Here is a 22126-nt window from a genome sequence, read left to right on the forward strand (position 1 = left end):
TCCGACGTCCTCAAGACCACGGTAGGTCCTGATTCGCCGGTCAACCCCCAACTAAGCTGGAGTATTAATACTCCAGCAGGACTTCTCCATTACCGCTGGTCAACGGCTTGAGTGTGGGGAGTGTAGCGGGGTGGGGGTGGATGCGGGACGGTCTTGGACCGATCGTCCCACCAAGCACGATCTGGTTGCCGCGGCCCTCGCAGAGCACGCCCGCCAACTGGGCGTCATCACTGCCGAGTTGGAGCGTCTTCCGGATCCGCGCGAACGCCTCGAGGCCCTGGTGCGCGGATGGGTGGAGCAGCGCACCGCCCGTTACGGCTGTCGCACCGGCACCCTCGCCGCCGAGTTGGACAAGTGCGGCGTGGGAGGGCTGGACGCGGAGGCAGGGAAGGTCATCCGGCTGCTGATGGGGTGGGTGGAGCGGCAGTTCGGGGAGAGGGGACTGTCCGGGCCGGACGGGGCGGCGCTGACGCTCGTGGGTGCGTACCAGGGCATGTCACTGCTGGCCAACGCCCTGCGCGGTGCGGAGGTCATGGCCCGTGAGGGGGCCCGGCTGACGGACTGGCTGGACTCCCTCCAGGAACCCCCGGGGGCTACTTGCCGCAGAACTCCGCCTCCCGCACCGCGTCGCTGTCCGACCAGTCCCCGTTGAAGTTGAACGCCAGGGAATGCCGGCCGTCGGCCGTCGTCAGCGCTTCCGACAAGGAGCCGGGGACGCCGCCGTCGTGGCCCCACACGTGGACCCCGCAGCTGAGCCGCAGGTCCATGATGCCGAGGCCGTAGCCGCCGTCCGGGTTGCCCTCTTCCTTCACCGTGGTCTTCATCTCCTTCAGCTGCTTCGGCGGGAGCAGCCGGCCCTGGAGCAGAGCCGTGTAGAAGCGGTTGAGGTCGGCCGAGTCGGAGATCATCTCGCCGTCCCCGAACGTCGTCGAGGGGTTGTACTCCGTCACGTCGTACGTCGGTCCCGTCGCGGTCTCCGCGAGTTTAGAGTAGGCGCGGCTGCTGGGCTGCGGGACGGTGACCCTTGTGCCGGGCACCGAAGTCCCGCTGAGATCAAGGGGGTTGATGATGCGGTGGCGGATCTCCTCACCGTACGGACGTCCTGTGACCTTCTTGATCACCATGCCCGCCAGGACGAAGTTCGTGTTGGAGTAGCCCACGGACGTGCCCGGCGCGAACTCCGGCTTGTGGGACATGGCGATCGCGACCAGGTCCTGGGGCGCCTTCGTGTCGTAGCGGTGCTTGAGGAAGCCGTCCTTCATGAGGTACGTCTGTACGAACGTGTCGTCGTAGGTGTAGTCGAAGACGCCGCTCGTGTGGTTGAGGAGCTGACGGATGGTGATCCCGCTGCCGTCGTGGCCGTTGCCGTGGACGAGGCCGGGCAGCCACTTCTCCACTGTCTCGTCGAGCGACAGCCGTCCCTCGGCCTCCAGTTGGAGCAGCACCGTGGCGACGAAGGTCTTGGTGATGCTGCCGGCCCGGTAGCGGTCCTGTGTCGAACGCGGGGCGCCTGTCCGGAGGTTGCCCACGCCCGCAGTTGTCGTCCAGGTGCCGTGCGCGTCCCTCGCCGTCAGCGTCACGCCGGGCACGCCGTCCTTAACTGCGGCCTGGACGGCCCGGCGGGTCGCGCCGTGGTCGCCACCGGCGGGTGCTGCGAACGCCGGGCCCGCCAGGGCGGCCGTCAGCGCCAGCGCCGACGCCGCCACCAGAGTCGTACGGGTCATGGCTTCCCCCATCTCCGCACGCTCACCGTCGAGCGTGGTGGGCGGAAGGTACCCCGAGAACCCCGAGAACGGAGAGAAGTTTGAGTATCTATTGGGGAGTTGAGCGGTTTTCAGCCCTTCTTCAGCTGTTCCGGTCCCCGAGCCGCCGCCCAAGTCCGTGCGGTGCGGGGCCGAGGACTCGATGCAGGTGGTGAAGAGGGAGAGCGCGCCGTCCTTGTTGTCCACTACCTCGATGACACGGTCGACGTGGGAGGCGGTGGAGATCTCCCAGAAGGAACGGCCACACCTCCCGCCCCCTATGCCCACACCCACGCGCTGAACTGGTCGCGCTGGCGCCGACGATGCCAAGCCGTGGCCCGCCGCCGTCACTACCGCCGTCGGGGCCACTCCTTCGAGGGGCGGGAGGACAGAGCCCGCCCATGACCACGGCCGCCCGCTACACTCCCACCGCTCCGCGTTTCCCCAGGTCAGGCATCAAAGTCCTGCTGGAGTATTAACCAGGCTGCATGCTGTCAGTCAGATCGGCTGCATAGTCCGCAAACCCATACGTGACGTGGGGCGCGTATCTACGGCTACCGAATCGTCCGGGTCGGGGTGAGCGTCGCGCTTCGAATGTTCAGGCATCTGGAACGAGCAGCCGTGCTTCCGGATTCCCTCCACGTCCTCCTCCTGCGGTGCCGGTGTTCTCGCCATTCGAAACCGCGCCGACGCCTCGGACCTCATCGGTCCGAGCGTCGGGTGTTGCAGGCGGCAATCCAGTGCCCTTGTGACCAGATGCCCGTCGTGGAGCCGGAGTGCGACGCGCCAGTCTCCGGCCCAGCCTCTGACCTGGCACTTCGATAGACCGGTACGTCAACACACTCACAGGCAGTAGCACGGCATAGAACGCGATCTCCAGCGCGAGATTGTCCCGCTTCCAGCGGCCGATCGTGCCATCTGTCACCGCCAGCAACACCGGGTGTACCAGGTAGACCGAGTAGCTGATCGTTCCCAGCCCGACCAACCACCGCGGTATCCGCCGGCGGCGAAACACCAGTCCGGCACCAAAAGTGGCCATGGCCAGCAGGAATGCCACGATCCAACCCCGCCGAGCGAAGTTGGCCCCTCCGCCGTACCGATATGCACTCCCCACAGCACAGGCCACCACAACCACGGCGGCGCCGGCCGCGTACCGCCAGGTGTTCTGACCGCTTTCAGCCCGGTAGACGGCGGTGCCGAGGAACATCACGGCGAGGATCACAAGACCCTCCCACAGGGGGACTGTGCCGTTGCACGTGACCAGTACGAGGGCCAGCACTCCTCCGAGCACAGCACCGAACACACGGAGTACGGGAGATCCTGCGCTCGCGCAGCAGATGGCGACCGCCATGGTGATCGCGCCAACAGCTACCAACAGGCCGACGCCTACCGCACCGGACAAAGCAGAGGCAGGCAGCGCACTCCCTGCCGTCACGCTGGCTGCGGCCAGCGATGCCAAAACGACGGCGAACGTTGCCGACCGCTGGTGAAACCGGACCGAGAAAAGGGCGACGACCAACAGGTAGAAGGCCATCTCGTACGAGAGTGTCCATAGGACGAGAAGAAGACTCGGAGTCCCCAGCAACTCCTGGAACAAGGCGAGATGGGCGACGGCGACCGCAGCGATGGCCTCGCCGCCGAAGTCGCGGATCTGCGCGATGCCCAATAGATGGGCGGCGAGGACCGCAGTAACGGCGACCATGCACAACGGGTAGATGCGGAAGATCCGTCCGATCCAGAACGTTCGGATACTTCCTCGCCGTTCGAGCGACGCGGGAATGATGTAACCGCTCACCAAGAAGAACACCATGATGCCGTACCGACCGGTGTTGAACTCCGGCATCAGCACCCGTCGGAACTCAGCCATGAAGGCGACCGACGAGTGATCAAACACCACAAAGATTGCCGCGATGCCACGCAACGCATCCAACCAGCCCAAACGCGATGGACCGACCGACGCGACAGTCACAGGTAAGCGAAGCGGGGTCTGTGACATGCAGTTTCCTCCAACCGAGCCTCAGCGACTGAAGAGTCGCTGAGTCGCTGGCTTCTTCAGTCGCTGCCCGGATCCAGCAAGCGACTCAAGCGACCGAGTGTCGGACACGACGAACCCGTCAGCGCTCCGGCGGACAACCCTGGAGCGCTCGGGGCATGCGCCGGGTGGCACGCGTGGCGGCGGTGGTACCAGTCCGACCGCCGCCCGGGTACCAAACGTCCCGTGTGCGCCTCAGTCCGCCTATGAGGGCGGTGAGGAGGTTCAGCCGGGCCCCCGGCGGGCGGGCCGGCATCCTGCCGCCACGCCGACGTCGTCGGGCCGCCGAGCGGTGGTTCGGCGTGCCGCGGCCCGGCTACCGCCTCGGACCGGCGACGGCGTACGCCGTGCTGCCGACGACCGTGAGGACCAGGGCTGTCCAGGTGCCCGCCGCCGTGCCGGGAGGCAGCAGCATCCACATCGCCACGTGCATCGGCGTACTCGTCGGGGGCGGGGCGAAGAACACGCACGAGAGCCAGGCGAACGGCAGCGTCCATGCGTACTGGCCGCCCGAGAGCGCCGCGCCGAGGGCGACCAGGCCCATCAGGCCCGCGCTGTCCCGGACGACGAACGCGGTGGTGGCCATGGACACGCCCATGGTCTGCACCGTGAGCAGCGACGCGGCGACGGCCACACCGGCGAGCAGCACGTGCGCCGCTCTGCGGGGAATCCAGCGGATCGCGGCCGTCCGGTCCAGCGCGGGGTCCTGCCCGCCGAGCCCGACCGAGACCGCCATCGCCCCCGTGGTGAGGACGAGCGCGGGCATGCGCGGATCACCGGGCCCCGCGTTCCCGTCCCGGGCGAGTGCCCACAGCGTCACCGCGCCGATCAGCACCGCGGCGAGCGCCGCGGGTACCTGACGCGAACGCGCGTACAACGTCAGCCATCTCACCGGGACGCACCGCCGGACAGGACATCGAACGGGTCGCCCTTGCAGGAGAGCGCGGCGGCGCGCATCGCGTTGATCCGCGAGAGCTGCTCGGCCCGTGGAAGTGCCATGAGCTCCTTCCACACCGGGCGGGCCTTGACGTCGACCTCGCGGCGCGACAACGTGCCGGGAAACGGCTTGAGGTCCCCGAGGACCCAGCCCAGCGCGACGGTCTGCGCGAATCCATCATTCCCGAAGCCGCTCCAGCCGACGGGGGTGCACCCCGGCACCATGCCCTTGGCGATCAGGGCCCAGGTCAGCTCCTCGCCCTTCGCGGTGGCGACGATGTCGTCGTCGAAGTCGAAGAGCACGGTCCTGCGGGACCACAGCGGCGTGGAGCCTTCCGGCAGGGCGGCGGTGTTCTCCCGGACCGAGTCCGGCGCCTGGTCACCGAGGGCACCGCGCAGCAGGCGCAGCGCCTCCTTGCCGGGGCCCGCGAGGTCCGCGAGCCGCGCCTGCTGCGTCTTCGTCACACACACCGGGCCGTCGCACACCGGCTCCGAGGCGGCCTTGTCGACGACGTACATCCGGCGCGCGTCGGCGGGGAGGACGAGCAGGGCGATCACCGCACCCGCCAGGACGGGCGCCAGGGCGGTGAGCCGGGCGCGCGGGGTCGCGGCGACCAGCAGTGCGAAGCCGGTCGCGGCCATGCCGAGCAGCCAGATCGTCTGCCCGACATGCACGGGGGCGGACAGCGTGACAAACGCCTCGCGCACCTCCTCCTCCACCACCGACGGTGACAGCAGCGAGACCCGGTTCGGCTCCGTGACCGGGACCCCCGCCGCCGTACTCGTCTCCGTCCGGCCCAGGGACATGTACATGAGGGCGGTGAACACGAAGGCGCCCATGGCCAGCGCGGGCGGGGTGAGCACGGACGGCAGAGCCCGCCCGGCCCCCATGCCCAGCACCGCCCCCGCGACGAGGAAGAGCACCCCCACCAGCGAGACGGGCAGCCACCCGAGATGCGTGTAATCGGTGTGGGCGAGCACCTGGACCCCGCCCACGAGGACGAGGAACGCGAACGCGGCGGCCAGCGTGATCGCCGTCGCGACCGCCAGGGTGGCCGCACGGTGCCGGGCGGGCCGCGAGGTGCTCGTCAGCAGCTCGGACATCTTCGAGCGGTGGTCGCGCAGTCCCTGCAGCGCCCCGAGCCCGATGGCGAGCGGCCACAGGTAGAGCAGCAGGGAGCGGGTCCACAGAGCCATGGGTGTCCACTGGGCCGTCCACGCCGTGGTGCCGCTCCACCACTCTCCGGGGATCAGGTACAGAACCGCCAGCGCCGGCACCAGGACCACGGCGCCCGCCCACGGGGCGACCGAACGCCTCAACTCGATGCCCAGGACACGGGTGATCACCAAGTCCCCCTTCCCTGCTCGGGGTTGAGCAGCATGGCCGAGTAGCCGCGCTCCAGCGGGCTGTCGCCCTCGTGCTCCGGTCCGCCCGCCGAGGCCAGTTCGTCCGGAGGCCCCTTGAAGACCAGCCGCCCCTCGGCGAAGAGCACCACGTCGGTGCAGGCGGCGGCGACGTCCTCCACCAGATGGGTCGAGACGAGCACACAGGTGTCCGTACCCAACTCCTGCAGCAGCTCGCGGAAGCGCAACCGCTGCGCCGGGTCCAGGCCGACCGTCGGCTCGTCGAGGAGCAGGATCGTCGGGTCGTTGACGATGGCCTGGGCGATACCGACCCGGCGCACCATGCCGCCCGACAGGGCCTTCATCCTCTCGTCGGCGCGGTCCGCCAGACCCACCCTCTCCACGGCGCGCTGCACCGCCGCGGGGATACTCGCTCTGGGCACCTCCTTCAGCCACGCCATGTACTCGACGAACTCGCGCACGGTGAAGCGCTTGTAGTAGCCGAACTCCTGCGGCAGATAGCCGATCCGGCGGCGCACCGCTCGGTGCTCGCCCATGCCGCCCACGGACTCACCGAGCAGTTCCAGGCTGCCCTCGGTGGGGCGCAGCACGGTGGCCAGCGTCCGAATGAGGGTGGTCTTGCCCGCCCCGTTGGGGCCGAGGAGTCCGTGGACGCCGATGCCCAGCGAGAGGTCGAGGCCGTCGACGGCCATCCGTTTCCTGCCGACCCTGACCTTCAGCCCGGTGGCCTGGATCTCCCAGGCGTAGGCCGTCGGTGCGATGTCGGCCGCGCTCACGGCGGACGTCATGCGGTGTTCCTTTCGCGAGTTCTTTCCGATGGTCATCGATGAGCTCCCAGCAGGGTGTACGCGCCTCTGCGGGCGATCACGACACCGATACCGAGCGCGAGGATCAGTCCCCACACGGGCAGACCGCCCGTCTGCAGGGCGAAGGTCGTACGGCTGGTGGCCAGGGTCGGCACCACGACCACACCGGCCCACACGGCGGCCAGCACGAAGGCGGCGCGGGTCACACCGATGACACCACCGAGCGCCAGGGTCGTCGAGGTGAAGGCCAGACAGGGCAGCAGCCACTGCACCACCATCACTCCCGTCGCCCAGCCGCCCACCAGCAGCGCGGGGACCAGCACACCGAGCACGGACACGGTGCGCCGCAGCACCAGATGGAGCCCGCTCCTGGGCACCGAGGCCGTCAGCTCGTAGGCCGGGTCCAGACCGCGCGACCAGGACGCCGCGACGCCGAGCGCGGGCAGCACCGGGGCGAGCAGCAGCACCAGCGACACCTCGCCGGAACCGGTGTAGGCCAAGTCGAGCAGCAGGGTCAGCAGTGTCACACCCACGGCCATGGCCAGCCACGGCACCATCGTGGGGGTCATCCACCTCGACAGCCGTGCCGACCAGCGCCGTCGGCGCGGCATCGTGGCGGTGACCGCGAGTCGGGGTTCGAGGCCGGACCACACGGTGTCGACGAGCCGCGCCACGTCGGGCGCCCCGGCTTCGACCGCGGCGGACAGCCTGTCACGGCACACCCGGCACGTCTCCAGATGCGCCTCCACGGCCCACACCTCGTCGGCGGAGAGGTCCGCGCCGCCGCGTACGTATCCCTCGATGATTCGCTTCGACGCGTGTTCGACACTCATGCCAGCGCCCTCCGCATCTCGATACGGGCCCGGCGGGCACGGGTCTTGACCGTGCCCTCGGGCAGCCCGAGCAGGACCGCGGTCTCCCGGACGGACAGCCCGTCGAGCACCATCGCCTGCAGTACCTGTCTCAGCTCCGGTGCGAGGCTGCGCAGCGCGTCCCCGACGTCACCGCCGACGGTCTCGGCGAGCGCCAACTCCTCGGCGGCGGGTGCCACGCCGGGCGGGGCGGCGGCCGGCGGCGGCTCCGCGTGGTGAGCCCTGCGCCGGAACGCGTCGACCAGGCGGCGTGCCGCGATCGTCCACAGCCAACCGGTGGCCGTCCCCCCGACAGCGGCCCCGGCGAACGCACCTGCCGCGCGCCACACCGCCAGGTAGGTCTCCTGCATGACCTCCGCGACGATCTGCTCGTCCACGCACCGGCGGCGCAGCCGCACCGCCATCCACGGCGACGTACGCCGGTACAGCTCCTCGAACGCGGCACGGTCGCCCTTTGCCACCAGCCGGACGAGACGCTCCTCGTCCATCTCGTGCAGCGCTGCTCTGACTGATCTCACACCTGCTAGACGCCCGGCCCCGGCGACAGGTTTTCCCCTCGCCGTGATCCACATCACATACGCGCCCCGGAGCACCGGCCCCGCCACGCCCTCACGGGGCACGCACGCCGGCCGGACACGCGGTGCCGTGCGCGGGCGGCAGGTCTGCATAACGTGGATGCGCGCGTACGACACCACCGTCGAGGCCGACAGGTTCAACTCTCCTGGAAGGGACCGATGTTCGGCACCGAAGACGTAGGCGTGTTCCTGGGCCTGGACGTCGGCAAGACCGCTCATCACGGCCACGAGATCACCTCGGCCGGGAAGAAGGTCCTCGACAGGCAGCTGCCCACGCCTATCTAGAGCTGCCGGGCATTTGCGCCCAGCCGTTCCGGAAGCCCGCGCTCACACCCGCACCGACGCCGCCACCGGCAGGTGGTCGCTGCCGGTGGCCGGGAGGGTCCAGGCGGACCGCGGCTCCACACCGCGTACGAGGATGTGGTCGATCCGGGCCACCGGGAACGAGGCCGGCCAGCTGGCACCGAACCCCATGCCCGACTCGGCCTGCACGGACCGCAGCTGGGAGGTGAGCCCGGAAAACGCCCTGTCGTCGGTCGTACCGTTCAGGTCGCCCACGAGGATCGTGCCGGGGAGCGGCTCGGCGCGCACGGCGGCGGTGAGTCGCCGCGCGGCCGCGTCACGTGCGTCGGAGGTGAACCCCGAGCCGGCGGTGAAGCGGACGGACATCAGATGGACGACGTAGAGCGCGACCGGTCCCTCGGGCGTGCGGACGGTGGCGCGCAGGGCACGTGGCCAGGGGGCGATGTCGACCGTACGGGCTTCGGTGACCGGATACCTGCTCCACAGACCGACCGTGCCCTGCACAGAGTGGTACGGGTAGGTGCCGGCCAGCGTTCTCTCGTACGTCGCTGTCGACGGGCCGCCCAGCTCTTCGAGAGCCACCACCTCCGCGCCGGAGGCGGCAAGGGCACGGGCCGTGCGCACCGGCCGCGGATTGTGTTCGTTGACGTTATGCGTCACGACGGTCAGGTTGCCGCCGTCCTCCCGTTTGTCGACGAGTGTCCCGCCGAAGAGCGAGCACCAGACGACGGCCGGCAGCAGCACGGATACGGCGGCGGCCCTGGACCCTCGGGCCAGGGCGCACAGGAGCAGCAACGGCACGGCCAGACCCGTCCAGGGAAGGAAGGTCTCGACGAGGCTGCCGAGACGGCCGACCCGGTTGGGGACGAGGGCGTGGCCCAGCATCACCAGCGTGGCCAGGACCGCGAGCGAGCCGAGGACCAGCGGCGGCCGTCGGACGCCGGTGTCCTCGTTCCGTGCCCGGATGGAATCGGGTTCCGGCCGGGCGGGCGCGGTGTCGAAGGAGTTTGTCACTGCCGTCTCACCGTGTTCCGGGCGAGGTCGTCGACAGCCATCGCCGTACGCCCTCGATCAGCGCGTGGCTCGTGGCGAGAGCGGCCCGCAGCCCCTGCCGGGGGTCGGTGCCGGCGCGCTGGTGCAGCACCACTCCGAGGATCAGCCGGTCCCGGCCGTCCTCGTCGGACGCGGTGGCCGCCCACATCAGGGCGCCGCCGGCGGGAGTGCTGGAGCCGGTCTTGAGGCCGATCACGCTCGCCGTGCCGAGCAGGGTGTTGGTGTTGTGGATCGTCCCGGGGACACCGGGCACGGTGGTGCTGGGCATGGCGACGATGGTCCGGAACACCGTGTCGCGCATGACCCGGCGGGCCAGCCTCAGCTGGTCGGCCGAGGTGCTGGTGGTCGTGGGTTCGATGCCGCTGGCGCCGGTGTAGGTGGTGTGGCGCATCCCCAGGTCACGGGCGGCCCGGTTCATCTTCGTGACGAAGTCCTCCTGCGATCCGGCGTTCCAGCGGGCCAGCAGCCGGGCGATGTTGTTGCCGGAGGGGATCAACAGCAGTTCCAGCAGCTGTCGTTCACTCAGCCGCATACCCTCCCTGACCGGCACGCTCGACTCCACGCCCGAGACGGACTCGTTCGCGGCGATCCGGTCGACGGTGACGAGGGGACCGTCCTCGCCCGCGCGCAGCGGACGGTCGCGGAGGATCACGTAGGCGGTCATCACCTTGGTGACGCTGGCGATCGGCACCGGTGTCCGCTCGCCCCGCGTACCGAGGTCACCGTGGGCGCCGAGGCCCTCGACCACCACGCTCGTCTGCCCCTCTGCCGGCCACGGCAGCGAACCCGCTCCGGTTCCCGGGCTGTTGCCGGAGGTGAACACGGCGACGGCGAGGACCGCCAGGGTGACCAGTGCGGTGGCGCCCGCGGCGAGGCCGGCCGTGAAGCGCCGCCCGGACCGGTCGTGCCGACGGGGCGGGAGCCAGGAGCCGGTGGACCACGAGAGCTGAGCCCGGCTTGCGCCGGGCTGTCCGGAAGAGGGAACCGGTGACATGGGAGGGACACCTCCAAGGGGGCGGGTGCGCGGCGTTCGCGCACGTCGACCACCTTCCGCGGGGCGGATCGCCGCTCGGCCCCGGCCACGGATCGGGCACCGCTCGGCCAGGCATCCGTTCGGTATCGGCCGTTCGGTATCGCCGTTCGGCGTCAGCCCGCGGGCGGCAGCCGGAGGGTGGCGAGCGCCCCGCCGTCGGGAGCGTTCGCGAACTCCAGCGACGCCCCGATGACCCGGGCCTGCCCCACCGCAATGGTCAGCCCGAGGCCATACCCGTGGCCGCGCTCCGACGCACCCGTGCGGAATCGCTGCGGGCCGTCCGCGAGCAGCTCCGGCGGGAAACCCGGGCCATGGTCCCGTACGGTCACGGTCGTCCCGGCCGCCTCGACCTCGACGGGCGTGCGGCCGTGCCGGTGGGCGTTGACGACGAGGTTGGCGACGATCCGGTCGAGCCGGCGCGGATCGGTCTCCGCCGACAGGGCACCGGTGGCGGTGAACCGCGTGTCCAGCCCGGTGCGGGCCACGGACTCTCCGACCATCTCGGCGAGCGGTACGGGCCTGAGTTCGGCCCGCTCGGCGCCCGCGTCGAGCCGGGAGATCTCCAGCAGATCCTCCACCAGCGTCCGCAGCACCCCCACCCGGTCACGCACCAGGTCGGTGGTCTCGCCCTCGGGAAGCAGCCCGCTCGCGGTCACCAAGCCCATGAGCGGCGTACGCAACTCATGGGCGACGTCGGCGGTGAAGCGCTGCTCGGTCAGCAGACGCTCGCGCAGACTGTCGGCCATCGAGTCGACGGTGGCCGAGATCTCGGTGATCTCGTCACCGCCCCGGCCACCGGCCGCGGTCCTGGCGGCCAGGTCGCCCCCGGCGATCCGGCGGGCGGTCCGCGCCACCCGGCGCAGCCTCCGGGCCGGCAACTCGGCGGCGAGCGCCGACAGCGGTACGACGACCGCCAGCGCCGCCAGGGAGTACTTCCACATGTGCCGGTCCAGCGCCCGCCGGGTGAGCAGGTCGGAGGTCATGTCGGCGCTCACCGCCACGGGAGCGCCACGGAGGGTTTGAACGGCCCACATCGAGGGGTGGTCGCCGGGGGTGTCGCCGTCGTACCAGGTGGCGGAGCCGACCGCCCTGCCCTGCCGGTCCTGGAGGCGGCGCAGGAGTTCGTCGGGCATCTCCCCGGGCGAGACGACCAGACCGTCGGGCGGGACGCCGTCCCTCTCGTAGTCCTCCGCAGCGTCGGACAACTGGGACAGGGCCTTGGCCGCACCGTCGTTCATCGACCGTTCCAGGGTGCTGCGGTGGACCAGCAGCCCGACGGTCACCACGAGGGCACAGCACGCCACGGTGACGAGCAGCGCGATCTTCCAGCGCAGCGATCGCCAGTGCGGCAGCACGCGTACGGTCTCCACGTCAGCGCCGCAGCTTGTAGCCGAAGCCGCGGACGGTCTCGATCCGCTCGGCCCCGATCTTCTTCCGCAGGCGTTGCACGCACAGGTCGACCACGCGGCTGTCGCCGTCCCAGCCGTAGTCCCACACGTCGCGCAGCAGGGTCTGCCGGTCCAGCACGATGCCCGGGTTCGCGGCGAACTCCAGCAGCAACCGTAGTTCGGTGGGGGCCAGCGCGACCGGTTCACCGTCCCGGAACACCTCCAGGCCGCCCGTGTCGATGACCAGGTCGCCGAAGACGAGCCGAGCGTGCCGGTGGCGTCCGGGCCTCCCCGACCGGTCCGGCGGGTCCGGCAAGCCCGGACGATCGGCCACGGGCCCGGCCGCCGGACCGGGGGCCGGGGTGAATGAGGCACGCCGCAGCAGCGAACGGATCCGGGCCACCAGCACAGCGGTGTCGACGGGCTTGACCACATAGTCGTCGGCCCCTGCCTCCAGGCCGGAGACGACGTCCAGGGCGTCGCCGCGCGCTGACATCATCAGGACGGGATCCACGCTGGTCTCCCGGATCCGGCGGCACAGCCCGATGCCGTCGAGGCCGGGCAGCATCACGTCCAGCAACAGCAGGTCGTGCCGGCCCTCCCGGAACAATTCGAGTCCGGTCAGGCCGTCGGCGGCAGCGGTGACGTGGTAGCCATAGCGCTCCAGCGCCATCGTGACGGATCTGCGGATCACCGCGTCATCCTCGACGAGCAGGATCGTCACGGGCGCGGGCATGGACACGGACGCGCCCCCGCCAGCTGCTGAAGAGGGCATCTTTTCCGTCCGGAGGTAGGTTCGGGGGCTCTCTCACCCTGCCAGAACCGTGCCTCCGCCCAGGCTCAACCGTGTATCAGCCGCGTATCAGCGATCTCTCGGCAGGAGCGCGGGCTACGAGGTCCGGGAACTAGTCGGCAGCGCAAGAGTCCCTGCCGGAGAGCGTCGACCCATTGGGTCGAATCGAATCCAAGTGAAGCCGCCCCCGAAGGGAGCTCCTTCACCCAGTACGCCACCCATGTGGTTCAGTACGGGGATGACGTGCCCGAGCCCATGAGAGGCGAGCGGGTCGGGGGACGGCTCCCAGATGGTGGGGTCGGCCAGGTTCGGCCGGAGGCCTTCGCATCGAACAACGGTCCCCCACTGTCCCGGGGCGGACCCGGGATTCGGCGGTGCCCGCGCAGATGAACTCGTTGTCCCAGGCACCGCCTCCCTGATCTGGCGGCACAGCCCGATGCCGTCGAGGCCCGGCAGCTCACGTCCACCGGCGGGTCAGTGCGGCCCTCCCGGAACGGTTGAGTGAGGCCGACTGACGTCAATCGGGTCAGGGTTTGCGGGCTGGGGGCTGCTGTGCTGGACCTGGTCACCGGGGCGGGGCGTGGCGCCGGTGAGAGCGCAGCCCCGGCGAGACAGATCCACCTTCGATCCCTTGGTCAGGCAGGCCGTGATCATGTAGACCTGCTGGCCGTAGGCACGGCCTTTCGTGGAGGTCACATCCCCGTTCGGGCCGACCTCGCAGGGGTTGTTGTTGGTGCACTGCTCGCCGTCGCGGTTGTGGGTATTGTTGATGCCCATAACCGTCTTCCCGTCAGGGGCCAGCAGCGCCGAGCCGGAGTACCCGGGCTTGCTCACGCAGGTGTCGCTGGGGGCGTAGCGCACCGCGTCGTCTTGCTGGTAGCCGTCCTCTCTCAGGTGCGTCGCCACGGCCTCCACCGTGCACTGCGGGCGGCTGCTCTCGTAGGCCATGAAGAGCCGGTCACCAACGCGCATCGGGGCGGTGGACAACTGGAAGACTTTCGCGCCCTCCGCGGCCAGTTGAGCGTAGGTCTTGTCCAACCGGTACAGCGCGATGTCGGTGCCGGTCATCGTCGCGTACACCAGACGGGTCGCGCGGGTCGTTGTCTGGGTGTAGCCGGCGGGGTCGTTGATGGTGACCGGGCTCTCCAGGTCGGCGGGCTGGTCCGCCAGCGATTTCCCCGGTGCCGGCCGCCCGCTCGGCACGCAGTGTCCGTTGGTCAGCGCCAGCGCCGGGTCATTGGGGCGCGCGGTGGCGGATCGCACCACCGACCCTTGGCAGTCGCCCACCTTGGCCGTGCCTTCCACATTCGGGATCGGGTCGAATGGAGGCACGTCGGTTCTGGTCACGATGCCGTTGATCCAATCGGCGTTCTTCGCGACGTCGGTGTACATGTCGGGAAAGTCGGCGCCCTTGTTGCCGGGACCGATGACCGTTCCGGCCAGTACCCATTTGTCGCCCACACGGACCAGGGCAGGTCCTCCGGAGTCCGTCGTCCCCGGACCGACGGGAGGATCGGCGCGGCCGACGCACAACGGCAAGGTCTGGCCGTCGTCGTCCCAGCACTGGTTGACCGGCACGACCGCGGTGTCAGCTTCACGCAGCTTGCTGGGAAAGCAATTCGGGTCGTCGAAGTCGCCGCAGGAGTCCGAAGTCGCGCCCCAACCGAGGATGCGGACGGGTGTGCCGTCGGCGGGCGTGGTCTGGGCGAGCCGCACCGGCTTGGCTCGCACCGGGTTGCGCAGGTGCAGCACCGCGATGTCCTCGCCAGGGGGGTCGTACTTGTTGTGGCGCCGGTAGAACTTGTCGATCTCGGTGACTTCGCCACCGCGGGTGGTGTCCAGCGATCCGACGCGGACGTGCCAGCCGCGGGGAACGCCCGCCGTCACGCCGGTCGGGGTGTTGGCACAGTGGCCCGCGGTTACCGCCCACTGCGGCGCGATGAGCACCGCCCCGCACCGGTGCCCGTCCGGGCGGGGAGCGTCGTACTGAAGCGAGACCATGAACGAATACGGCTGGGTGGACTCGGTACCTCCCACGACGGCCTGCGCCTGCCAGAGCGCAGTGAGGGCCGCGGTCAGCGCGATCCCCGCCGCCAGCGCGCCGCCCGCCCTTCGGCGTATCGATGGATGCATGAGTGACTCCCCTTTTCGCTCGCAGCCGGCCATCGCTGCGGCGGGCTGGTGCGGGGGACAGCGGTCGCCGTCCCGTCCGGACCTGAGCTTGGACCGGGCGGTCAACCGGCGGGTCTCTCCCCCGTATCAGGCACGGCGCGACAGCCGCTCCGTGGTGTATCAGCGGCTCCGGGCGGAACAGACGATGCATACACACGGAAACGGGAGGCGCCCCGACTGCGGGTGATGTGCTTGCGGGTGGTTTCCTCCCTGCTGTGGTGAAGCGGTGGGAAGACGTCCCGGCACTCCTAGCGTTTGTCGACGGCGAGGCGGCCGTTGAGGATCACCACGCTGAGGTCGCGAAGGTTGCCGATGTCCGCGGTGGGGTCAGCGTTCAGCACGAGCAGGTCGGCGCGCTTGCCGGGGGCCACCGTGCCGAGGTCGGGTCGGACACACTGCCGCGCCGCGCCGCTGGTGGCCGCGGCCAGCACCTGGGTGGGCGTCATCCCGGCCGCGACCATGAGTTCCGCCTCTTCGAGGGTGTTGGCTCCGAAGAGGCCCCGGCCGCTGAAGGTGTCGCTGCCCAGCACGATGTGCACGCCTGCCTCAGCGACCTTCTTGAGATTGCCACGGGCGTCCAGGTGGGCATCGTCGATCCAGAGGGTGGGCGTGTAGGTGGTGCCGTGTTCGAGCATCAGGTCTATGAGCGAGTGGTCGGTGAGGGGCTCGACGGTGACACCGTGCTCCAGGCCGTCCGCCCCCGCCTCGATCGCCTCGCGTGCCGCGGCTTGCTGGGTGGTGTGGACGGTGACCCGAAGGCCCCGCTCGTGCCCGGTCTCGATTCCCGCCCGAAGAAGATCGAAAGGAAGCCGCTCCAACTCGACACCATCCGGAAAAGCGGGATTCCGCCAGAGATATGCCGGCCCGCCGGAGTGTGCGCACGCGCCTTCCGACAGGAGTTTGATCGCGTCCACCTTGCGGTCGGCGAGGTGGTGCACCAGGTCGCGCATCTGCTGCACGCTCTCGACCTCTCCCGTGAAGCGCTCGCGCGCCCAGGGGTTTCCGCTGAAGACAGTGGCGGCGGGATGCCCGTCGCGTCCGGTGATACCGCAACCGGTCGCCAACAGTCGCGGGCCCCACAGCGTGCCCGCCGCGATTTCGGCCCGCGTGTCCAGGATTCCGTCCGTTGGATCGCCCACCGACTTGATGGTGGTGATCCCGTGGTCCAGGAACAGCCCGAGCCTTCCGGGAAGCTCGTTCTCCTCGAAGGCACGCATCGAATGCGGATCGGAGACCGCGCGCACGTCGTAGAAGTGGATATGTGTGTCGATCAGGCCCGGCACGACCCATCCTCCGGCGGCGTCCACCTCCTGTCTGCCCCTGAGCGGCTCGGCCGAGACGGAGGCGATCTCCCCGCCGTCGATGGCGACGTCGTACAGACCGGCGAGTGCCTGCTGGCCGTCGAAGACATGTGCACGACTGATCACGAGGTCGAAGGCCGCAGAGGCGCGGGCCTCGGTGCTTGCAATTGCTTCGGATTCCTGGGGCATCGCTCTCACTCCTGGTGCGTCCTGAGCAGGTGTTCGGGCCGTGGTGCTCGCGGGTGGACCGTGCGGCCGCTGGTACCGGGAGCCGGAGGGCCCGGAGCGCCACTCCGGGAATGAACTGCAACTGTGGCAGTTACAGTTAGTTCGTGCGTCATGACGCACGGTGCGCATGCGTCACTGCTTGGTCAGTGATCCCTCGGTTCGTTGCCGGAGGCCAGAATCTGCTGCAGCAGGCCGGCGATCGTCGTCCTGCCGAGCTGTTCCTCCAGGGCTCGTTCCGCGCTCTGGAACTCGACGTCGAGCAGGTCGCCGATGCTGCGTCCGACTTCGCACGACGTGCTGGGCGGATGCGTGTGCCGCGAGAAGATCTGCCCCTTCTCGACGGCGGCGTACGCGTCATAGAGCGTGATGTCCCGGGGGCTGCGAGCAAGGGACCAGCCGCCCCCGCGGCCCTCGGCGGACCGCACCAGGTCGGCGTCTCGCAAGCGACCGAGGATGCGACGCACGAGGACTGGATTGCTTTCAAGGCTGTCCGCGATCTCCGCGGACGTCAACGAGCCCCCACGCCGGTGCGCCAGCATCGCAAGCGCGTGAATGGCGACCGCGCTCCTACTGCTGAGCACAGCCATCTCCCGCTCCTGCCGTCGCCAGCGATTAACTGGAACCAGGTTAGTTGCAGTTTAATCGATAGGCAACCGAGGTGTCTTGAACCTCAGTTTGAGCAGGTCAGCTGCAGGGTGACGACGGCCTGGACGAGGCTGGTGATGCGGGTGGTGGAGCATCGCAGCTTACACAAAGGCCGCCAGGTCTTGAGGGCGGCCATGGCCTGCTCAACGAGCGCGCGGATCTTCGCATGCGAGCGATTGACGGCTTGTTGTCCTGCGGAGAGCGTCTCCCAGCGGCCCCAGTAGGTCGTCCGTATGGTGCCGCCGGCGCCGCGGTAGCCCTTGTCGGCTCAGCACTCCATGTCGGCCTTCTCCAGGGCGTCGACAATGCCGTGGATGCGCGCGGCCTTGATGTCGTGGACCGCACCGGTTAGCGCGAGTGATGCCCACAGCAGCCGCCCCGCAGGATCAGTGATCACCTGCACTTCATGCCGTGCTTCTTGTGCTTCCCGGAATAGAAGGGCCGGTCGGTGGCGATCCGGTCGATGGGCAGCACCGTGCCGTCCAGGATCACGAATGCCTTGGTGGAGGCGGTCTTCATCGCTTCGGCGAGGGTCGGTGCGAGGGAGGCCGGCACTTCGATGGCCTCGGCGACGTACCGGTAGGCGGTCGCGGTGCCGACGCCGAACCCGGCGGCGAGCTGGGCGTAGGTATGACCGGAGCGCAGGTACGCGAGGACGAGCAGGGCCTGACGGCCCGCGCTCACGCGGCGCCAGCGTGTTCCACGTTCCTGGCGGCACGCCCGCAGGCGAGCGGAAAGGTAGCGGAGGGTCGAGGTGGACACGTTTACCAGGAGCATTTTCATGTACGGATACCGGCCCACCCAACTCCCATCCCGTCCGGTCGGATGGGAAAAGGCTCCCTACGTTGTTGTGCGGGATGTGGCGAGCCCTTCGTATGGTTGACCCGCCCAGGGGCGCCGGGTGCGGCTCAAAACGCTCTGCCACTGGTGGCTTTCACTGATTGGCCACCTTCTGGGGCCAGCCGTGTAGAAGAAGTACGGCTGCACCGGTCCCGCCGACCACGGCATGCAGCCGGGTGCCGTTCGCCGCGACGGTGATGCTTTCGAATCCGTCGGGGAGGGGCGTTTCGTCGCTCATGGGACCACCTGGGGTCGGGTCGAAGAGGAAGACCAGGACTTTCTGGTCGCGGGGACCGGTGAAGTCGGCGGGGAGCCGGCCGGTACCTGGTCGGTGGAGGTGTCGCGGGCTACGGTGCGCGCGGCGACACGGCGGATGCGGGCATCGTTGGGTGGTCGGCGTTGTTGAGGGCGGGGTGGACAGGGGCAGTTCACCGTGCCGCCTGTGTGGCCGGTGAGAAGCAAGACGCTGCGCTGGGGAGGGATGGGCTGGGACGGGTACAGCCGGTGCCGTTGTGCCAGGGGTGCCGCCCGGCCCGAGCGCACGCAGTGGTCAGGTCTTGCGTGCGAGGGCTTCGCGGACTGCGGGTACGACTTCGGCGGCAAACGCGCTGCTCTGTCGGGTGTGGTCTCGTCCGGGCCAGATGACGAAACCGTTCATCCCGACGGCCGAATGTCGCCCCGGGTCTTGCCGGCGGGGACGCGGGCCGTCCGGGTTTCCGGGTCGACGCCGACGGGTGCGTCGATGAGCGGACGCAGCACCAGCGAGCCGTTCAGCGCGGCAGTCCGGCCCATCGCGTGGCCGGTGGTGTTCAGCAGCAGCCAGCCCGCCCGGCGTGCGGCGGCGCGGACGACGTCGTCGATCGAGCGGGCGGTGAACGCCCCGGCCGGATCGACCGGTGCCGCGAGCGGGAAGGAGGAGTCCGCTTCCGCGTAGGCGGGGATTCCGAGTGGACTGGACAGGCTGCTGTCGTCGCTGGTCATGGATATTCCTCTGAGCCGCCGAGCAGCCGGTCAGGCTTCGAGTTCGGCACGATGTGCGGCCAGGAAGTCGGTCAGGCTCAGCGGATCCGGGTTGAACGCGCGCGTCGCTTCGCGCTCACGCAGGCCGCGGTAGGACCCGGAGAACTCGGCGTAGTACTGGAACATGTTTCCCAGCTCGTCGGCGCCGGGGAAGCCGAGGCCGCGGAACTGGTCGTGGCTGGGCGGGCGGTAGGCCACCGGCTCACCGAGCACCGCGCTCAGCGCTGCCGCCATCTGCTCGCCGGTCAGGTGCTCACCGGCCACGGGGACGGTGGCGCCGATCGTCTCCGACGGCCGCCGCAGCACGCGCAGCACCGCCTGGCCGATGTCGTCGGAGGCGACGCCCGCGACGGCCGTGTCACCGAGCGGGAGGTGCAAGGCGAGCGTTCCGTCGGGGTCGCGTTGCGGTCGGGCGAGGGTGAGCAGGTTGTCCCAGAAGAAGGACAGCAACAAGTACGTCGTGGGCAGACCCGACTTGGCGAACAGAGCATCGGCGGCCCCGCCCTTCACGTCGAAGTGCGGCACCCGGTAACCCTCGCCGATGAACGGCATCCGGTCGTCGGCTGCCGCGATCGCCTCCCGCGTGTCCTCCAGCGTCGACCAGATGACATGACGCAGACCTGCTGCCTGGGCCGCGCTGATGAGGTTCTCGACCTCGGCCAGTTCCCGCGCGGGCGAACGGTGCTCCCAGTACGGCGTGACGAGGAACGCGCCGTACGCCCCGTCGAACGCCCGGCGCAGGCCGCCCTCGTCGGTGAGGCTCGCCTCCACCACGTGGGCGCCGAGTCCCGCCAGTATCTGTGCCTTCGGCGACGCGGCGTCGCGCGTCACCGCCCGTACGGTGAAGGCGCCGTCGGCCAGCAGCGCACGCGCGACCGAACCTCCCTGGGTGCCGGTCGCACCGAGGACCGTGACCACGTTGTCCTGGGACATCGAATTCTCCTGTCGGAAGTGCTTGTCAGACCAGCGTCGCGGCGAGGGTGGGGTAGTCGGTGTAGCCGTGGTGGTCGCCGCCGTAGAAGGTGGCCGGGTCGGCCTGGTTGAGCGGTGCGCCGGAGCGGATGCGGGCCGGGAGGTCGGGGTTGGCCAGTGCCATGGTGCCGACCGTGATGACGTCGGCCAGGCCGGCGTCGAGGTCGGCGACGCGCGTGTCGATGTCGGTTCCCGCGCGGTTGAGGAGCAGGGCCGTCGGCCACAGCTGGCGCAACTCGCGTAGGAGTTCCTCGTCGCCGCCGTGGATCAGGTGGAGGTAGGCGAGGTTCAGTGGTGCCAGGGCCGTGACGAGCGCCGGGTACAGGTCGCGGGTGTCGTGTTCGGCGATGTCGTTGAAGGGGTTGCCCGGGGAGAGGCGCAGACCGGTGCGTTCGGCGCCGATCTCGTCGGCCACCGCGGAGGCGACCTCGACCGCGAAGCGGATGCGGTTTTCGAGCGGGCCCCCGTAGCGGTCGGTGCGCTGGTTGGTGTTGCCGGCGAGGAACTGGTGGACGAGGTAGCCGTTGGCTCCGTGGATCTCGACGCCGTCGAAGCCGGCTGCGATGGCGGCTGAGGCCGCGTGGCGGAATTCGTCGACCACATCGGCGACTTCGTTGATGTCCAGGGCCCGGGGGGTGGGCATGTCCTGCAGGCCGGAGGTGGTGAACATCGCGCCCTTGGGCTGGATGGCCGAGGGGGCGACGGGCCGGCGGTGGTGGGGGGTGTTGTCGGGGTGGGAGATGCGGCCCGTGTGCATGAGCTGGACGACGATGCGCCCGCCTGCGGCGTGCACGGCGCTGGTGATCTCCTGCCAGCCGGCAATGTGTGCTTCGGTGTAGATCCCGGGGGTCAGCAGGTAGCCCTGGCCGTCGGCGGAGGGCTGGGTGCCTTCGGTGATGATGAGGGCCATCGACGCGCGCTGACGGTAGTACGCGCGGTTGAGGTCGGTGGGGACGCCGTCCGGCCGGGAGCGGTCACGCGTCATCGGAGCCATGGCGAGACGGTGCGGCAGCTCGATGGCGCCGACGGTGAGGGGGATCCAGAGAGTCATTGCATTTCTTTCCGTGCAGTGGATGGTTCGGTGGTCGCGGCTCAGATCGACTTCAGCACCCGGACGCGGTCGGCGATGGCACGCCGTGCGACGTCGGAGGTGAAGGCGAGGGAGTCGAACTCGTGCGGGACGCCGGGGTGGAGGTGGAATTCGACCGGTACGCCGGCGCGGCTGAGCTTGGTGGCGTAGGCGGTGTCCTCGTCGCGGAACAGGTCGAGCTGGCCGACCTCGATGTAGGCCGGCGGCAGGCCGGTGGCGTCTGAGAGCCGGGCCGGGGCCGCCGTGGCCGGGACGTCTGACCCTCCGACGGCGTCGCCGAGGAAAGCCCGCCATCCGGTGACAAGGTCGCCGTAGTTGTAGATGAAGGGCGCAAGGTGGGGGTCGGGGGCGCCGGTGCGGTCGTCGAGCATCGGCATGATGAGGATCTGGCGGGCGATCTTCGGGCCGCCGCGCTCTCGCGTCAGGATTGCCACGGCCGCGGCCAGGCCGCCGCCGGCGCTGTCGCCCATCACGCCGATCCGGCCGGGGTCGACGCCGAGCTCTGCGGCGTGCTCGTGCAGCCAGCGCAGCGCCGCGTAGCCGTCTTCGATCGGGGTCGGGAAGGGGTGCTCGGGGGCGCGGCGGTACTCCACCGACAGCATCGGCACGCCGCTGGCGGCGACGTAGCGGGCGAGAGTGCCGTCGAAGTGGTCGATGTGGCCGAAGAAGTATCCGCCACCGTGGAAGTACACCACCGCTGGACCCGGGGTCGCGCCCTCCTTGGTGTACCAGCGCATCTGGATCCGGGTGGCGTCGTCTGTGGTGGCGTAGCTGTCGCTCATCCGGACGTCTTCGGGGAAGGGCTGGGCGGTGCTGGAGGCTGCGAGGATCGGCTCCCAGAAGGCTCGCCGCCCCTCGACGTCGTCACGTGGGGGCTGGAATGCGTCGGTTCCGCCCATCTGGGCGAGGACGTCGGCTACTTCCGGGTCGAATGTGAGTGTCATGATCTCGGTCTTTCGC

21 protein-coding genes and 1 pseudogene are annotated in these 22126 nt (G+C 69.7%); 2 read left to right on the top strand and 20 right to left on the bottom strand.

Annotated features, from left to right (window positions below):
* Positions 1 to 130: 130 nt before the first annotated feature.
* Positions 131 to 652, top strand: a complete 522-nt coding sequence (locus ACIBJB_RS05875) for a TetR/AcrR family transcriptional regulator (protein WP_398926929.1) — start codon at positions 131 to 133, stop codon at positions 650 to 652.
* On the opposite strand, the gene ACIBJB_RS05880 is transcribed toward ACIBJB_RS05875, so the two are convergent.
* The 7 genes from ACIBJB_RS05880 to ACIBJB_RS05910 form a co-directional block, all read right to left on the bottom strand.
* Positions 594 to 1724 carry a serine hydrolase domain-containing protein gene (locus tag ACIBJB_RS05880; RefSeq protein WP_398928381.1) on the bottom strand — a complete coding sequence of 377 codons (1131 nt, stop codon included), beginning with the start codon at positions 1722 to 1724 and terminating at the stop codon, positions 594 to 596. The genes ACIBJB_RS05875 and ACIBJB_RS05880 overlap by 59 nt on opposite strands.
* A gap of 616 nt (positions 1725 to 2340) precedes the next feature.
* Entirely contained in the window at positions 2341 to 3738 is a 1398-nt protein-coding gene (locus ACIBJB_RS05885; RefSeq protein WP_398926931.1) for an acyltransferase family protein, read from the bottom strand.
* 352 nt (positions 3739 to 4090) lie between these two features.
* On the bottom strand, positions 4091 to 4666 hold the full coding sequence (locus ACIBJB_RS05890; protein ID WP_398926933.1) for a hypothetical protein: 576 nt from the start codon (positions 4664 to 4666) through the stop codon (positions 4091 to 4093).
* Positions 4663 to 6057 carry a hypothetical protein gene (locus ACIBJB_RS05895; protein WP_398928383.1) on the bottom strand — a complete coding sequence of 465 codons (1395 nt, stop codon included), beginning with the start codon at positions 6055 to 6057 and terminating at the stop codon, positions 4663 to 4665. Before ACIBJB_RS05895 ends, ACIBJB_RS05890 begins: the two co-directional genes overlap by 4 nt.
* Positions 6054 to 6863 (bottom strand): ABC transporter ATP-binding protein, encoded by an 810-nt coding sequence (locus ACIBJB_RS05900; RefSeq protein ID WP_398926935.1) that lies wholly within the window; start codon positions 6861 to 6863, stop codon positions 6054 to 6056. The genes ACIBJB_RS05895 and ACIBJB_RS05900 overlap by 4 nt, the downstream gene beginning before the upstream one ends.
* A 32-nt stretch (positions 6864 to 6895) precedes the next feature.
* Complete coding sequence (locus ACIBJB_RS05905; RefSeq protein ID WP_398926937.1) at positions 6896 to 7714, bottom strand: zf-HC2 domain-containing protein; 819 nt, start codon at positions 7712 to 7714, stop codon at positions 6896 to 6898.
* The gene (locus ACIBJB_RS05910; RefSeq protein ID WP_398928385.1) at positions 7711 to 8241 is read right to left on the bottom strand and encodes an RNA polymerase sigma factor; all 531 of its coding nucleotides are present in this window, start codon (positions 8239 to 8241) and stop codon (positions 7711 to 7713) included. The genes ACIBJB_RS05905 and ACIBJB_RS05910 overlap by 4 nt, the downstream gene beginning before the upstream one ends.
* A 246-nt stretch (positions 8242 to 8487) precedes the next feature.
* Between ACIBJB_RS05910 and ACIBJB_RS05915 the strand changes: the two genes are divergently transcribed.
* Entirely contained in the window at positions 8488 to 8613 is a 126-nt protein-coding gene (locus ACIBJB_RS05915; RefSeq protein WP_398928454.1) for a hypothetical protein, read from the top strand.
* Between the two features lie 42 nt (positions 8614 to 8655).
* On the opposite strand, the gene ACIBJB_RS05920 is transcribed toward ACIBJB_RS05915, so the two are convergent.
* The 13 genes and pseudogenes from ACIBJB_RS05920 to ACIBJB_RS05980 all read right to left on the bottom strand — a co-directional run bounded on the left by ACIBJB_RS05920 (position 8656) and on the right by ACIBJB_RS05980 (position 22110).
* Positions 8656 to 9597, bottom strand: a complete 942-nt coding sequence (locus ACIBJB_RS05920) for an endonuclease/exonuclease/phosphatase family protein (RefSeq protein WP_398928387.1) — start codon at positions 9595 to 9597, stop codon at positions 8656 to 8658.
* A gap of 55 nt (positions 9598 to 9652) precedes the next feature.
* A complete protein-coding gene (locus ACIBJB_RS05925) occupies positions 9653 to 10678 on the bottom strand; it encodes a D-alanyl-D-alanine carboxypeptidase family protein (RefSeq protein WP_398926939.1) in 1026 nt (341 codons plus the stop codon).
* Between the two features lie 152 nt (positions 10679 to 10830).
* Positions 10831 to 12087: an ATP-binding protein gene (locus tag ACIBJB_RS05930; protein WP_398926941.1), complete on the bottom strand. Its 1257-nt coding sequence runs from the start codon at positions 12085 to 12087 to the stop codon at positions 10831 to 10833.
* Position 12088: 1 nt separating this feature from the next.
* Positions 12089 to 12880, bottom strand: a complete 792-nt coding sequence (gene cseB, locus ACIBJB_RS05935; protein WP_398926943.1) for a two-component system response regulator CseB — start codon at positions 12878 to 12880, stop codon at positions 12089 to 12091.
* 492 nt (positions 12881 to 13372) lie between these two features.
* Positions 13373 to 15064: a trypsin-like serine protease gene (locus tag ACIBJB_RS05940; RefSeq protein ID WP_398926945.1), complete on the bottom strand. Its 1692-nt coding sequence runs from the start codon at positions 15062 to 15064 to the stop codon at positions 13373 to 13375.
* A 254-nt stretch (positions 15065 to 15318) separates the two neighbouring features.
* Positions 15319 to 16560 carry an amidohydrolase family protein gene (locus tag ACIBJB_RS05945; protein ID WP_398926947.1) on the bottom strand — a complete coding sequence of 414 codons (1242 nt, stop codon included), beginning with the start codon at positions 16558 to 16560 and terminating at the stop codon, positions 15319 to 15321.
* A gap of 182 nt (positions 16561 to 16742) precedes the next feature.
* Positions 16743 to 17186 carry an Rrf2 family transcriptional regulator gene (locus tag ACIBJB_RS05950; protein ID WP_398926949.1) on the bottom strand — a complete coding sequence of 148 codons (444 nt, stop codon included), beginning with the start codon at positions 17184 to 17186 and terminating at the stop codon, positions 16743 to 16745.
* A gap of 83 nt (positions 17187 to 17269) precedes the next feature.
* Positions 17270 to 18027: pseudogene (locus tag ACIBJB_RS05955) on the bottom strand (transposase family protein).
* Positions 18028 to 18178: 151 nt separating this feature from the next.
* Positions 18179 to 18322: a hypothetical protein gene (locus ACIBJB_RS05960; protein WP_398926951.1), complete on the bottom strand. Its 144-nt coding sequence runs from the start codon at positions 18320 to 18322 to the stop codon at positions 18179 to 18181.
* 416 nt (positions 18323 to 18738) lie between these two features.
* The gene (locus ACIBJB_RS05965) at positions 18739 to 19065 is read right to left on the bottom strand and encodes a hypothetical protein (RefSeq protein ID WP_398926952.1); all 327 of its coding nucleotides are present in this window, start codon (positions 19063 to 19065) and stop codon (positions 18739 to 18741) included.
* A gap of 30 nt (positions 19066 to 19095) precedes the next feature.
* Positions 19096 to 20037: an NmrA/HSCARG family protein gene (locus ACIBJB_RS05970; RefSeq protein WP_398926954.1), complete on the bottom strand. Its 942-nt coding sequence runs from the start codon at positions 20035 to 20037 to the stop codon at positions 19096 to 19098.
* 25 nt (positions 20038 to 20062) lie between these two features.
* On the bottom strand, positions 20063 to 21127 hold the full coding sequence (locus ACIBJB_RS05975) for an alkene reductase (RefSeq protein ID WP_398926956.1): 1065 nt from the start codon (positions 21125 to 21127) through the stop codon (positions 20063 to 20065).
* Between the two features lie 41 nt (positions 21128 to 21168).
* Positions 21169 to 22110 (bottom strand): alpha/beta hydrolase, encoded by a 942-nt coding sequence (locus ACIBJB_RS05980; RefSeq protein WP_398926958.1) that lies wholly within the window; start codon positions 22108 to 22110, stop codon positions 21169 to 21171.
* Positions 22111 to 22126: the final 16 nt, after the last annotated feature.

The organism is Streptomyces sp. NPDC050759 (genome assembly GCF_044456945.1).
Taxonomy (GTDB): domain Bacteria; phylum Actinomycetota; class Actinomycetes; order Streptomycetales; family Streptomycetaceae; genus Streptomyces.